General features: G+C 51.0%; 13 protein-coding genes. 4 read left to right on the top strand and 9 right to left on the bottom strand.

Annotation, left to right across the window (positions count from 1 at the left end; genetic code table 11):
* Positions 1 to 482: 482 nt before the first annotated feature.
* Genes J2X61_RS20640 through J2X61_RS20630 form a run of 3 tightly spaced genes read right to left on the bottom strand, consistent with a single transcriptional unit; the run spans position 483 to position 3,974 of the window.
* A complete protein-coding gene (locus J2X61_RS20640) occupies positions 483 to 2,048 on the bottom strand; it encodes a DUF3369 domain-containing protein (RefSeq protein ID WP_310190125.1) in 1,566 nt (521 codons plus the stop codon).
* The gene (locus J2X61_RS20635; RefSeq protein ID WP_274468485.1) at positions 2,045 to 3,580 is read right to left on the bottom strand and encodes a sensor histidine kinase; all 1,536 of its coding nucleotides are present in this window, start codon (positions 3,578 to 3,580) and stop codon (positions 2,045 to 2,047) included. Before J2X61_RS20635 ends, J2X61_RS20640 begins: the two co-directional genes overlap by 4 nt.
* Before the next feature lie 13 nt (positions 3,581 to 3,593).
* The gene (locus J2X61_RS20630) at positions 3,594 to 3,974 is read right to left on the bottom strand and encodes a hypothetical protein (RefSeq protein ID WP_310190123.1); all 381 of its coding nucleotides are present in this window, start codon (positions 3,972 to 3,974) and stop codon (positions 3,594 to 3,596) included.
* 306 nt (positions 3,975 to 4,280) lie between these two features.
* Here J2X61_RS20630 and J2X61_RS20625 point away from each other — a divergent pair, with 306 nt between their 5' ends.
* On the top strand, positions 4,281 to 4,598 hold the full coding sequence (locus tag J2X61_RS20625; protein ID WP_274468483.1) for a hypothetical protein: 318 nt from the start codon (positions 4,281 to 4,283) through the stop codon (positions 4,596 to 4,598).
* A 113-nt stretch (positions 4,599 to 4,711) separates the two neighbouring features.
* Positions 4,712 to 5,347, top strand: coding sequence for a uridine kinase (gene udk / locus J2X61_RS20620; protein WP_274468481.1), 636 nt, complete (start codon positions 4,712 to 4,714; stop codon positions 5,345 to 5,347).
* A 44-nt stretch (positions 5,348 to 5,391) separates the two neighbouring features.
* Here udk and J2X61_RS20615 read toward each other — a convergent pair whose 3' ends face one another.
* Positions 5,392 to 6,570, bottom strand: coding sequence for an MFS transporter (locus J2X61_RS20615; protein WP_310190121.1), 1,179 nt, complete (start codon positions 6,568 to 6,570; stop codon positions 5,392 to 5,394).
* Positions 6,554 to 7,102, bottom strand: a complete 549-nt coding sequence (locus J2X61_RS20610) for a hypothetical protein (RefSeq protein ID WP_274468478.1) — start codon at positions 7,100 to 7,102, stop codon at positions 6,554 to 6,556. Before J2X61_RS20610 ends, J2X61_RS20615 begins: the two co-directional genes overlap by 17 nt.
* A 157-nt stretch (positions 7,103 to 7,259) precedes the next feature.
* Between J2X61_RS20610 and J2X61_RS20605 the strand changes: the two genes are divergently transcribed.
* Entirely contained in the window at positions 7,260 to 8,375 is a 1,116-nt protein-coding gene (locus J2X61_RS20605) for an aminopeptidase (protein ID WP_274468477.1), read from the top strand.
* A 75-nt stretch (positions 8,376 to 8,450) separates the two neighbouring features.
* Here J2X61_RS20605 and J2X61_RS20600 read toward each other — a convergent pair whose 3' ends face one another.
* Positions 8,451 to 9,932 (bottom strand): L,D-transpeptidase, encoded by a 1,482-nt coding sequence (locus J2X61_RS20600; protein WP_274468475.1) that lies wholly within the window; start codon positions 9,930 to 9,932, stop codon positions 8,451 to 8,453.
* Positions 9,933 to 10,110: 178 nt separating this feature from the next.
* Between J2X61_RS20600 and J2X61_RS20595 the strand changes: the two genes are divergently transcribed.
* Entirely contained in the window at positions 10,111 to 10,242 is a 132-nt protein-coding gene (locus J2X61_RS20595; protein WP_274468473.1) for a hypothetical protein, read from the top strand.
* 59 nt (positions 10,243 to 10,301) lie between these two features.
* Here J2X61_RS20595 and cyoD read toward each other — a convergent pair whose 3' ends face one another.
* Genes cyoD through J2X61_RS20580 form a run of 3 tightly spaced genes read right to left on the bottom strand, consistent with a single transcriptional unit; the run spans position 10,302 to position 13,220 of the window.
* Positions 10,302 to 10,628: a cytochrome o ubiquinol oxidase subunit IV gene (gene cyoD / locus J2X61_RS20590; protein ID WP_274468471.1), complete on the bottom strand. Its 327-nt coding sequence runs from the start codon at positions 10,626 to 10,628 to the stop codon at positions 10,302 to 10,304.
* 1 nt (position 10,629) lies between these two features.
* On the bottom strand, positions 10,630 to 11,247 hold the full coding sequence (gene cyoC, locus J2X61_RS20585) for a cytochrome o ubiquinol oxidase subunit III (RefSeq protein WP_274468470.1): 618 nt from the start codon (positions 11,245 to 11,247) through the stop codon (positions 10,630 to 10,632).
* The gene (locus J2X61_RS20580; protein ID WP_274468469.1) at positions 11,247 to 13,220 is read right to left on the bottom strand and encodes a cbb3-type cytochrome c oxidase subunit I; all 1,974 of its coding nucleotides are present in this window, start codon (positions 13,218 to 13,220) and stop codon (positions 11,247 to 11,249) included. Before J2X61_RS20580 ends, cyoC begins: the two co-directional genes overlap by 1 nt.
* Positions 13,221 to 13,243: the final 23 nt, after the last annotated feature.

Raw genomic sequence — 13,243 nt, 5'->3', positions numbered from 1 at the left:
TCAATTTCAGTGGCAAACCGCTCATTAGCGAATCGTATTTCCTCTTCATTCGCAGAATGGGGGGATTTGGGTGAAATAGCGAACTGTATTTCCTTTGCGCTGATGATGCGTGCGACGCTGGAGCTTGTGGGGGTAGACATGCTACCCCTCACCAGCAGTTAGCGGAAATACGATTCCTTATTTCAGCCTGAGAGGGAATTTTGGGGGAGGATGCGGAAATGTAAGACCTTATCTCGCCGTTGTTCCTTCAATTTCAGTGGCAAACCGCTCAATAGCGAATCGTATTTCCTCTTCATTCGCAGAATGGGTGGATTTGGGTGAAATAGCGAACTGTATTTCCTTGGTGCTGATGATGCGTGCGATGCTGGAGCTTGTGGGGGAGGCATACAAAAAAAGCTGCCCCCATGGGACAGCCTACAAATTGCTTTATCTATGCTTCGATTCAAATCCGCACGGTTGCGCCCGGCCATCGATTAATGACATTAACGTTGTTCCTTATAAAGCTCCTTGATCGCCAGGAACTCATCCAAATGCTCCAGGAACAGATCTACAATTACGGGATCGAAGTGACGCCCGCGTTCCGTTCTCAACAGCTCGAGTACACGGTCAAGCTCCCAAGCTTTCTTGTACACGCGATCACTGCACAAAGCGTCAAAGACGTCCGCAAGCGCCGCGATACGTCCATAGAGATGAATCTGCTCGCCTTGCAGCCCTTGCGGATAGCCGGTGCCGTCGAACCGCTCATGATGCTGCTGCGCGATGATCGCCGCCGCATTCAGCACCTGCTTGTTCGAGTGCTTCAACATTTCGTAACCGAGATTCGAATGGGTTTTCATAATATCGAATTCTTCCTTGGTCAGCGCCCCCGGCTTGTTCAGGATCGCATCCGGAATCCCTACCTTGCCGACGTCATGCATCGGAGAAGCGAGCCGAATGACCTCAGCCTCCTGATCGGACAACCCGTATTTCTTGGCAAGCAAGCTGGAATATTCCGCGACCCGCTTCACATGATGCCCTGTTTCCCGGGATCGCGTTTCGGTGATTTCCCCCATCGTATAAATAATTTCCTGCTGCGTGCTCTCGAGCTCTTCGTTCAAATAAATATTTTCAAACGCGACGGAAACATTCGCGCAATAGATGTCGATCAAATACTTCTCCCACTCGCTTAGCGACTTGAAGCCATTCATGTAGATGACGTTCTCCATCCCCATTTTGCTTTGGAAATAAATCACGAAGCGATCCGGCGCGAAAGAGCTCTTCTTCGTGAGGAAAGCCGTCTCGATCTCCTCCAGCACGTTCGCCGGCACGACATCCCGCGCCCGCTCGTCCTCATTGGACGCGTAATCGCCGCTAGCCGCCAGTATGTAGATATCTTCAACGCCCTTCGTTACGGCGAAGGAGCAATGCAGCGCATTTTTGTGCAGATTGACGATCGAAGTCATCTGCGTCAATACGCCGGAAGCGAATTTCTTCATTGATTGCAGCTCGAATAACGTGGCGGAAGACTTAATGATTTCCTCAAGACCGGCTCTGCTCTTCTCGATCGTTCGCAAATCCCGGTAAGACCGCAGCGCCGTTACGACCGTAGTGAACAGCTTCTGAGTCGTAAGCTCCGTCTTCTCCTTGTAATCGTTAATGTCATAATCCATGATGACGGTGCGCTCAGGCGCTTGTCCTGGCTGTCCGGTTCGGAGAATGATGCGTATGGACGTATTTTTCAATTGTTCGCGTATATATCTGACAACCTGGAGCCCGGCATCTTCCTGCTCCATCACGACATCCAGCAGAACCAGTGCCGCATCGGGCTGTTGCTGTAAAATCAGTTTCGCTTCCGCTGCCGAATAGGCACTGTGAAACTCCAGCATTCTGCCGTCAAATTCAAAATCCTGCAGAACCATCTTCGTTACTTGATGGACTTGCTTGTCATCATCGACGATTAAGACAATCCAAGGATCTTGTTCAACGGTCATCTCGCTTACATGGAGGATCTCTTCTTCATCGGCGAATAGAAGCTCATCCTGGTCCAATAACCCATCCTGTCTAGTCATCCTTCTGACTCCTCCTCTTTCGGAATCGTGATCATAAATAAGCTTCCCTGCCCAAGTGTGCTGAAACATTGAATGGTACCGTTCAACGATTGGGTGACAAGGTTATAGACGATATTCATCCCTAACCCGGTCCCACCTTTGCCGCGGCTAGTCGTAAAGAACGGGTCGAAAATCTGATCCAGCACGGCCTGCGTCATGCCTTTGCCATCATCCGAATAGGCTAGCTGAATGTGATCCGCCTCTTCGCTGACCCGGACGCTCAAAGTACCTTCTTCTTCCGGTGCATAAGCATGATTCAGTGAATTCATCACCAAATTCGTGATGATTTGCGATAAAGCCCCTGGATATGTATACAAATTCACGTGACTATCGCCATAAACCTCCACACGCAGGCGCGATTTCTTAAGTGACGGCTTTAGACTGGCGATAATCCCTTCCAAGTATTCGAGCAAATGAAAGGTACGCTTCACTTCAACGCTCTGGTCGACCGAAATTTGCTTGAAGCTTCGAACCAAGGAGGAGGCGCGCTCCAAATTGGATTGTATCATAGCGTTCGTTTCTTCCAGAACGGTAAGAAACTGCTCCAAATCCGACTTTTTCATTTTGCCGGTTGCATATAAGCTGCGGAAATCTTTCGTCTTTTGATCCAAATACGTTACCGCGGTAACCCCGATTCCTATCGGCGTATTGATCTCATGGGAGACGCCGGCCACAAGGTTGCCTAGTGCCCCCATTTTCTCCGATTGGACCAATTGATCTTGGGTGATCTGCAGGGTATGCAGCGCCTGCTGCAGCTCCATATAGCGTTCATCCAGATTGTTGACCATATCGTTGAAAGCTTCCGAGACTTCGGCAATCTCCGGCGACGTCCGGAACTGCAGCTTCGGCAGCTCGCCGCCCTGCTTCACGATCACAGCGGCTTCCCGAAGCCGGCTTAACGGACGAATAACGATCCTGCGCAAAATTAACCAGAGTAACACAGATAAAATCACCGCAATGGAGATGCCGACAATGAGAATAAGCTTCGTACGCTTCTCCAGCAGCGCCGTTTCCTCCGAGGAGTCGAATATAACTTCCACCGCGCCGACGACGAGTCCGTCTTCCTGCAGCGGTGCGGTCAGACGGACGACCGGTCGGTCATTCTCCTCAATCGGCAGGCGGTCGACAATCGTTTGATCCTGATTCGGAATGACCACGGATGATGCCGGCAGCTTGCGGCCGACTTCCGAGCGGTTGGAAGCCGCGAGGATCGTGCCCTCTTTGTTGTACAGTTTCATCTCGATGACACGGTCGTTCTTGTATTCTATGTAGTCAAATATCTGCTGTACGTCGGAAATCGACCGCGATTCTTCATAACGCCCGTTGATGGCGATCGTCATGCCGCTGATTTGACTGACGTATGCTTCTTTGATGGAACGGTTAAGGCTCATCGTGTCGAAAACCATCATCGTGGAAATCATGACCACGGTAACGGAGGTAATCAGAAATACAATTCTCTTCTGCAGGCTCATTCTTTTACGAGGGAGTGACATTGGCGGGCCGCTCCTATTTCACATCGAACGTTATTGTCTTACTAACGTTATAAGGCGTATGGTCGTTGTTATGCAGAGATACCAAAACTTCATGCGGTCCTTTGCTGAGATGCTCCAGTACCTTCTCTTTATCCGTTACGACGATCTTCTCCCCTTTATCCAAGGAGACATGGACATGCCCTTCCCCTTGTACGCGTTGATGATCGTAGTGCTCCTTGGACAACTTGAGGTCCGTAGTAAACTGTAGAGTCGCCGAGTCGCCGTTAACCGTTGCGCTAACCTCCAAAGTCGGTGTAAATGCGCTAGCCGGCGCCGCCGTCTTCTTCGATGTCCCGCAGCCGGAAATTACGAGAGCAAGCGCGGCGGCGAGACACAAGCTTTGACAAATCTTCATCATTTCATCCCCTATTTAGACCCTATTTGTCTTTTCATGTCAAAAAAAGCCATCCTCTCTAGCTTATGAATATTCATACGGTTTGTCTACTTATATTTTAGGAATAAAGTCCTTATTCGACGCAATAGTATCTGTATTCCAAATTTTCAGACTATTACTGTCGAATTTTCTTGAGAACGCTCGTATTTTGCGCTTCCCCAGGAAATAATTTCATTTCCCGATTGAGGAATGATTTCCCCGCATTTGGCGCAATGTAGTAAAGTCGCTATTCATCTTCAACACTTGATCCCAAGGAGGCTCTCCCCTATGACCGACACCCGTGAGTTTTCGATGCAGGTCCAACATGCCGTTGACGCGGCCGATCACGCCATGCTCGCAGCCCAAGAAGCCGAGCATAGACTTCAGCGGGCTATTACTACGGCCAATCCTAGCGAAATCCAATCCGCACAGGCGGCTCTTGTACAAGCCAAGCACAAGGTTAATGACGCGCATGCTCAGCTTGAAGTTTATAACAATGAACAATACGGACAGCAGATCAAGCAGACGATGGAGCAGCTGATCCAGGCTTCCCAGGATCTCGATGCCAATCATGTCAAGTTTCACACGCCGAAACAAATCCGATAAGGCTGCTCCTATGCAAAAGGTGATCGAATTTCGATCGCTTTTTCTTTTTGTACGGACAATATGTTAAACTACTGGGGAAGGTTTTCAAGTTACTTGGGGAGGCACTACATTTCATGCTCGTTATCGGAATTGCCGGAGGTACCGGTTCAGGAAAAACAACAGTGGCCAGATCGATCATCAACAAGCTGGGCTCCACGAACGTAACTCTAATATCGCAGGATAATTATTATCTTCATCATAGCGGTCTGTCGTTCGAAGAACGTGAGCGCATCAATTACGACCACCCTCGGGCGTTCGAGAATGAGTTGCTGCTTAAGCATCTGAACGAATTAAAGAACGGCAATCCCGTCCATATCCCGGTCTATGATTTCTCGCAGCATGCCCGTTCATCAGAGACGATTCGGATTGAGGTCAAGCCGATTGTGCTGCTGGAAGGCATTCACGTGTTAACCGACGAAGAGCTGCGCAGCGCCCTGAACATCAAAGTGTTCGTCGATACGGATCCGGATGTGCGCATTCTGCGCCGGCTTTCCCGGGACATTAACGAGCGCGGACGGACGCTGCAATCGGTCTTCGATCAGTACTTGACGACTGTGAAGCCGATGCACGATGCATTCATTGAACCGTCCAAGAAATATGCGGACATTATCATTCCTGAGGGCGGCGAGAATCAAATCGGCATCTCCATGCTGACGATCCTGACGGAACGATACATGACCGATCAAGCGGCCAGCTACGAAATCGGCTAAACGCAAAGACACTCCGCCTTGCTCAAGGCTGGAGTGTCTTTTGTTTATGATTCGGCTTGTTCTCGACCGGCTTGAACACGACGAAATCGAAGTCCGGAAAGCGCAAAAACGATATAAATGAATCCGAGTACATAAAAAATGCTGGTTACACTCGTATAGCGAATGGCCATGCCGCCAATGAGCGGTCCCGCTATACTTCCGATGCTATACTGTATCGAAGCCAAAACATTCGCCGTAGGCAGCAGATGCTTCGGCAAAATATCCGCCGCATAGGCAAGTCCCAGCGAGAAAAACGAACCGACCATGCCTCCGGCAAGGCCGAATAAGAGGCCGATGCCCCATAGGCTATCCCCGGCGAACGGCATGCAGAGAAAGGCTGCGGCTCCGGTCAAACCGGCGGCGATCAGAATCTTCTTCCTGCCGATACGATCGCTCCAGATGCCCAGCGGCAGCTGCATGATGAGACTGCCGACGCCGATGATGGGCAGCAGTATGCCGATTTCGTGCTCTGCAAGGCCGACCCGCAGGCCATAGAGCGGAAAGTTGCTGTTCATGGACGATTCCATGTATCCGAACAGCAGTGAAGTCGTCAGCGGAAACCAAGCGAGAGCCATCACTTTGGTAGCGCGCTTATGCACGGCTTCCATGCGTTCGCCGTGCTCCGGCCGCTCATTCGGCAGTTTCAGCAGCAGCATGAGGACGACCAGGAAGAAGCCGCTTGTCGTTAAGAACGGCACCCAAATCCCTGCTTTAAGCAGCGTTATGCCGATAGGGCCTAAGCTGAAGCCAATTCCGTAAGCCATCCCGTATAACGAAATGTTGCGCCCCCGGCGCTCCGCGGGACTGGACGAGACGATCCACAATTGCGTGGCATAATGAAGCGCACTGTCCCCAATGCCTACGAGCAGCCGCAAGACGAACCAGAACCCCAGCTGCTGCCAGGCAGGGAACAAACACGTCGCCGTGATGATCAACCCCATGCCGGTCACAATGACCGGCTTATATCCGAAGCGCCGCACCGGCTTCTCAATGAAGAACATCGTGGAGAAGATGCCGATGTAGAGCGCAGCGGCGTTCACGCCGTTCGTATCCGCAGAAACGCCGGAGCGGTCCAGCAGAATCGTCAGCAGCGGCATGAGCATGCCTTGACTCATCCCAGCCACGACGATGACCATAATTAATATGGTTAATTTATTGGACGAAAGTCTAGTTGGAGCTGTCATGTCCGAAACAAACGGTTTCCCAACGTCCTGCATATTCGTCCAGCCTGCTGCTCAGCGGAACATGAAACTGCTCGTTGATATAAAGTCTCAATTTTCGAATCCATTCCTTGAAGGAAGGATAGGTGACGAATTGATTGGCATAACGGTCGCTAAGGCATAAGAAATAAGGTCCCGGGGATTTATCCGTTAAAAAATGAAGCGACGTGTCCATGGGCGTATATTTCTTCCGTTTGCCTTCCCATGTGTCCAAATCCAACTGCACGGTCGTATTCGCACTCTTCAACAAGCTCTCCAAATGCTTCACACGCGCATAATAGGGCTCCTCGCATGTAATCTCCATCCTGCGCAGCGTTTCTTCATGCTGCGGATAGAAAATGGCCCGAACGAACTTCTTCTCTTCCGCCCATGCGGTGCAAGCGTTAATATCCGCCTCGGTCCAGTCCTCGAACGTCTCAAATATAAAAAGCGTGCCCTTCCGGCTCTGCGGCGGGGGTTCGTACCCAAAGGGCACTTTGATTTGCTCTCTTGCCATCCGTGTCCTCCTCTTGTTGTCTGACTTCCTTCACTTATCCAGTCCTCTATTGTAGCATACCCTTTTAAAATTAACGAAATCAGGGGACGATTGGCTTTAGATCGCCCAGTACGATATACTTTCTTTGTATTCATATTCCATTAAGGGAGACCTAAGCATGAGAGATCCACGACTTCAAACTTTTGCTCGCAACATTATCCGTTACTCGGTAAGTCTTCAGCCAGGGGAGAACATATTGATCGAAATGATCGGTGTCAAAGATCCGGAGCTCGCGAAATGCTTCATCGAGGAAGTATACGCCGCAGGCGGCACTCCATTCATTGAGCTGCGCGATCCCATGATCATGAGAAGCTTGCAAATGAAAGGCACCCAAGAGCAATTCAGCGAGTGGGCCGGCTTCGAGCTTGCCCGTATGAAGCGGATGGATGCCTATGTGGCAGTTAGAAGCGGAGACAATATTACGGAATCGTCGGACGTTCCGGACGATCAAATGAAACTGTACTTAAAATATTTCCAGCGCCCTCTCTTCGACGAGCGCATCAACAATACCAAATGGTGCGTCATGCGCTATCCGAATGCTTCTATGGCCCAGCTTGCCGGCAAAAGCACGGAGGAATTCGAAGACTTCTACTTCAACGTCTGCAATCTGGACTACAGCAAAATGGCCGAAGCGATGGAATCGTTGGTTCAGCTCATGAACCGTACGGACCGTGTTCGTCTCGTGGCCAAAGGCACGGACATCTCCTTCTCCATCAAAAATATCGGCGCCGTACCTTGTTCGGGCCGCCGAAATATCCCGGACGGCGAAGTGTACACGGCTCCCGTGAAAGATTCCGTGAACGGCGTTATCTCCTATAACACGCCGACGATCTACTCCGGCACCTCTTTCGAGAATATCGTCCTGCGTTTCGAGAACGGCCGCATCGTAGAGGCGACCAGCAACGATACGAAGAAGTTGAACGACATTCTGGATACGGATGACGGTGCAAGGTATATCGGTGAGTTCGCAATCGGCGTCAATCCGCATATCAAGCATCCGATGAAAGATATTTTATTCGATGAGAAGATTGACGGCAGCATTCACTTCACCCCAGGGCAAGCGTACGAGACCGCGGATAACACGAACCGGTCCTCCGTGCACTGGGACATGGTGCTGATTCAACGTCCGGAATACGGCGGCGGGGAAATCTACTTTGACGATGTGCTGATCCGCAAGGACGGCCGATTCGTCATCCCGGAGCTGGAGAAGCTGAATCCGGAGAACTTAATGTAGTGAAATAAGCAGCCGAAGCTGCCCGGAAGGGTGCTTCGGCTGCTTTTCTGTAATGACATTAACGATAACGGCACGCTATCCAAGCCAGTGGAATACAACGCGCTCCGGAGACTCGTCCGGCCCGTTCCGAACGGCCGGAACGAGCCGTTCGGCGCCTGCAACGGGCTGCAAGCTAGCGGAGCTCCAAGCCGAAGCTTGAATCTGCACTTGTGCCCCTTTCGGGACCCAAGGGAACAGCTGCTGCACATCTTCATTCGACAACCGGACGCAGCCCAGCGATTTATTAGCTCCGATCGAGCTTTCATCATAGGTGCCGTGCAGCGCGATGGACCCGAGCCCGAGCCCCGCCTCTCCGTAGACTTGGGGATGGCTGCCCCGCGGCTGTTTGACGCGGTCCTGTACGATATAATCTCCCTGCGGCGTACGGTCATCGGCGCCAAGCCCGATCGTTTTGTCCCAAAGGACATACTCACCGCTAACCAATCTTAACTGGTGCGCCGCTTTATTGATCTCTATATGCACCGGTGCGTACGGCCAATTCGGTCCTGCAGCGGTATTGGCGTAAAATCTGCGTGCCGGATCAGCCGCAGCGGCATCATAGACCCAACCGCCTTGACCGTTATAAGCCGTTATAACGCCGTTAGAGCCCGTTGAAGCCTCGAGTGGAATAAAGCTTAAGTAGTTGTTCGGATAATCGCCAAGCAGCGCCTCCAGACGTTCTGGCGCGCTTCCATGATCCTTGACGTAGGCTTCCAGAGCCGTCCGAACTAAATTAGCACCAATCGCGTTAAGCGGTTGGTGCTTTTCAAATTCGGCGTTCATGAAACGGATACGGACCGCATCGTCCGTCTCCGGATGATACTGCGCCACGACGATTGCGCTTGCGGCAAGCTGTTGATCCCTTAACAGCAAGGTCTTCCCTTGATTCGCAGCGTCAAGGGAAACGACGCCGTAGATGACGATGTTCGTCTTCGGCATCTCCTTGGCCAGCTCCAATGCCATCTTGTGCAGCTCTGATTCTATTGCTTTCTCCTGCGTCTCGGGCGCTATGTACAGAACGAACGGGGCGTCGACCGTTTCATACGTGATCATACTCCCTGTCCCCCATTCTTTCATCGCCGAGATCGTCTTATAGAGAGGCTGCCGGCCGGCAAATAACAGCACGATCAGAACATTCAACACAAGCAGGACGATAAGCAGCGTCTTCAGGAATGGCGGCAGAAGCCTCTTGCGTTCATCCGGAAAAGCTTGCTGCAGTTGAAGCGCATGCGCGGATTGCTCCGCTTCAATCTGACGCAGGGCCCGGTTAGCCGCGGAATAGAACGGGGACGGATACGTCCGCAGCACTTCTTTGTAATGAAATACGGCCCGTTTCATATTCCCTTTTCCGTGAAATTTTTGCCCGATCTTGAAATGAGCTTCCGGAGAGGTCGCATCCAAATAACGGATCACTTTCTCGTGATACATCGGATCGGACGGAGAGATGAACAAGTTTTTGCGCAAATGAATGAGATGGTCATCGAGATGGTTGCGAAAGCGTTGATTGTGGCGGATCATTCGGCTCCTCTCCATTCCATAAATTGGCTTGTCTCATTCGTGATGTTCGATACATTTAGTATCTCTGATACATAATGTATCACGTTTGGCAGCGGCGTGACAACTGTTTTGTGCTTCCTGAAAGCACCAGCATGAACGCCCCCCAAATGGCACAAGCTGAATCACGGAGGTGATTACGATGGGTGGGAGAAACAGCAAGCCGAAAAACAATGGTCCAGCCGGCAGCCCTTCTCGCTTGGAGCAGTTCGGCGAGAAAGCTGTCCAACAAGAGAAGCGCGAAATGAAAGAACGCCATCACAAAAATTCGTAATCATACCAAAAAAAGACGCTCCGTCCGCGATTACCGCGGATGGGAGCGTCTTTCCTCTGTTAATGTGCCACTTGGTTGTAAGTCATAATCCAAATCGAACCGCCGACGATGGTAATGAGAATGATCAAACCAAAGATCAACGTCATAATATTCCAGCGTGCGTTCTCGCCTTCTCTCACATGCATGAAGAAGAACAATTGCACGACGAACTGCAGAATCGCCATAAGCAGAATCAGAATGAGCGTTCCTGTGCGGCCCATCATATGGTTCATGACCGCTACCAGCGGTATGATGGTCAAAATAATCGATAGCGCGAAGCCGATGACATAAGATTTCATCGATCCATGTCCGTGATTGCCGTGTGAATCCGTATGGTGCTGACTCATCTTACATCACCCCCATTAAATAAACGACTGTAAAGACGAAGATCCAAACAACGTCAAGGAAATGCCAGTACAAAGAAATCACTTCCACTTTCCGTTTGGTTACCGCCGTAATGCCTCTGCGTCTGAGCTGCAGGATCAGTCCTACCATCCAGATCAGACCGACCGACACGTGCATGCCGTGAGTCCCTACCAAGGCGAAGAAGGCGGACAAGAATGCGCTTGTCGAGATTGTCGCTCCCTCATGATTAACCATGCTAATAAACTCAGCTACTTCTAATCCGACGAAGGAAGCCCCGAGAAGCGCTGTGACGGCCAACCAGCCGATCAGCTGTTTCAAGTTCCCTTTGTGCATGCCCAGAACCGCCAGACCGCTTGTAAAAGAGGACGTAAGCAAGATGAACGTCTCGGCAATAATGCCCGGCATCTTGAACAGCTCTTCCGGCGTCGGTCCCCCATTCGTATTCTGATGGAGAACCATATAAGTGGCAAATAAAGATCCGAATAAGATAACGTCGGTAATCAGGAAGATCCAGAACCCGAACGTCTTGAGCGATTCGTGATCATGTTCATGGTCGTGTTCGTGAGCGTGCTGCTCACCGTGCGCGGCTGCATGTGCCATTAGACTTTCGCTCCTTTCAATGCGGCTTCCGTACGTTTTATTTCGTCTACCGGAATGTAGTAATCCGTGTCGTAACTGAACGAACGTGCCAGCATACAGATTCCGACACCGATTAGCGCAGGAATCGTCAGCCACATCCAATCCCAGACGAAGCCGAAGCCTGCGAAGAACCAGCATGCCGATTTGATGAATGGTATCGCCGAATTTTTCGGCATATGAATCGGTTCATAAACGGCCGGAGCTTGTTTACCCGCTTTGCCTTGCATTTTCTGTTTCGTTTCCCACCAGTCGTCGACATCTTTCACTTGCGGAAGAACGGCGAAGTTGTAGAGCGGCGCAGGTGAAGGAATCGACCATTCCAGCGTCCGGCCATCCCACGGATCTCCCGTCACGTCCTTCTCTCTAAACTTGATGGAGTGAGCGATTTGCCATACTTGGAACAAGAAACCGATCCCCATCAAGAAACCGCCGATCGTGGACACCAGGTTGAGCGGCCCCCAGCCCATATCGAAATCGTACGTGTACGTACGGCGTGTCATTCCGTCTAATCCTAAGAAATATTGCGGCATGAAACATACATAGAAACCGATGTTCCACAGCCAGAACGCCCATTTGCCCAAGTGCTCGTTGAGCTTGAAGCCGAACATTTTCGGCCACCAGTAGTATAAGCCTGCGAAGTAGCCGAACGCTACGCCGCCAATAAGCACCTGATGGAAATGCGCAATCAGGAAGTAGCTGTTATGGAACTGGAAGTCAGCCGGCGCAACCGACAGCAAGACCCCGGTCATCCCCCCGACGACGAAACAAGGAATGAACGCAATCGTCCACATCATCGGCGTCGTGAAACGTATTTTACCGCGGTACATCGTGAACAGCCAGTTAAATACTTTCGCCCCCGTAGGAATGGCGATCAGCATGGTCGTGATGGCGAAGAAGGCGTTGACGTCCGCTCCGGATCCCATGGTGAAGAAGTGATGCGCCCATGTGAAGAACGACAGTAAGGAAATAATCAACATGGCGAATACCATCGATTTATAGCCGAACAATTTCTTTTTGGAGAATGTCGCGACAATTTCCGAGAAAATCCCGAATGCCGGAAGTACCACGATGTAAACCTCAGGGTGACCCCACATCCAGATTAAGTTGATATACATCATCGGATTTCCGCCGCCGTCCAGGGTGAAGAAATGTGCTCCGAAGAAACGGTCCAGGAACAAGAGTGCGAGCGTTACCGTCAAGATCGGGAAGGCGAAAATAATCGTAATACAGCTGGATAAAACGGACCACGTAAACATCGGCATTTTCATCAGCGTCATGCCTGGAGCACGCATTTTGAGGATCGTTACAATGAAGTTGATCCCTGTCGCCAAACTGCCGATACCGGAAATTTGAATACCCCAAATATAGAAGTTCTGTCCGACGCCCGGGCTATGCGAAAGCTCTGAGAGCGGCGGATAGCTGAGCCAGCCGGCATCCGGGGAACCGCCGATAACGAACGAGACGTTGAACAGCATCGCGCCCCAGAAGAACAGCCAGAAGCTGAGGGAATTCAAGAACGGATACGCAACGTCCCTCGCACCGATTTGCAAAGGAACGACGATATTAAATAAACCGAACATGAGCGGCATCGCCATGAACAAAATCATGATGACACCATGCGTTGTGAAAATAGCGTTATAGTGTTCTGCTTGCAGAAACTCCGTATTCGGCATCGCCAGCTGCAAGCGCATCAGCAAGGCGTCCACGCCGCCGCGGAACAGCATCAGGATCGAACAGACGATGTACATGATCCCGATCCGTTTATGATCCACACTGGTCAGCCACTCCCGCCAGAGCCAGCCCCATTTCCTAAAGTAGCTCAAGACGAAAATGATGGCGACGAGCGAGAGCCCGATACTTACCTGTGCACCCAAGATGAGCGGATCGCCCGTTACGAAAAATTCGGATGCGAACTGTTTGATTGTATCCAACATGAGCATAACTTCCTTTCATGAAA

Source organism: Bacillus sp. 3255, from assembly GCF_031456485.1.
In the GTDB taxonomy this organism is placed as follows: Bacteria; Bacillota; Bacilli; order Paenibacillales; family NBRC-103111; genus Paenibacillus_E.
This window is presented reverse-complemented; position numbering and strand designations above follow the sequence as displayed.

Excerpts from the sequence above, each read along its gene's own strand:
- J2X61_RS20600 (WP_274468475.1), bottom strand. The coding sequence starts at position 9,932 with ATGATCCGCCACAATCAACGCTTTCGCAACCATCTCGATGACCATCTC.
- J2X61_RS20625 (WP_274468483.1), top strand. The coding sequence starts at position 4,281 with ATGACCGACACCCGTGAGTTTTCGATGCAGGTCCAACATGCCGTTGAC.
- J2X61_RS20605 (WP_274468477.1), top strand. The coding sequence starts at position 7,260 with ATGAGAGATCCACGACTTCAAACTTTTGCTCGCAACATTATCCGTTAC.
- udk (WP_274468481.1), top strand. The coding sequence starts at position 4,712 with ATGCTCGTTATCGGAATTGCCGGAGGTACCGGTTCAGGAAAAACAACA.
- J2X61_RS20640 (WP_310190125.1), bottom strand. The coding sequence starts at position 2,048 with ATGACTAGACAGGATGGGTTATTGGACCAGGATGAGCTTCTATTCGCC.
- J2X61_RS20630 (WP_310190123.1), bottom strand. The coding sequence starts at position 3,974 with ATGAAGATTTGTCAAAGCTTGTGTCTCGCCGCCGCGCTTGCTCTCGTA.
- cyoC (WP_274468470.1), bottom strand. The coding sequence starts at position 11,247 with ATGGCACATGCAGCCGCGCACGGTGAGCAGCACGCTCACGAACACGAC.
- J2X61_RS20635 (WP_274468485.1), bottom strand. The coding sequence starts at position 3,580 with ATGTCACTCCCTCGTAAAAGAATGAGCCTGCAGAAGAGAATTGTATTT.
- J2X61_RS20615 (WP_310190121.1), bottom strand. The coding sequence starts at position 6,570 with ATGACAGCTCCAACTAGACTTTCGTCCAATAAATTAACCATATTAATT.
- cyoD (WP_274468471.1), bottom strand. The coding sequence starts at position 10,628 with ATGAGTCAGCACCATACGGATTCACACGGCAATCACGGACATGGATCG.
- J2X61_RS20580 (WP_274468469.1), bottom strand. The coding sequence starts at position 13,220 with ATGTTGGATACAATCAAACAGTTCGCATCCGAATTTTTCGTAACGGGC.
- J2X61_RS20610 (WP_274468478.1), bottom strand. The coding sequence starts at position 7,102 with ATGGCAAGAGAGCAAATCAAAGTGCCCTTTGGGTACGAACCCCCGCCG.
- J2X61_RS20595 (WP_274468473.1), top strand. The coding sequence starts at position 10,111 with ATGGGTGGGAGAAACAGCAAGCCGAAAAACAATGGTCCAGCCGGCAGC.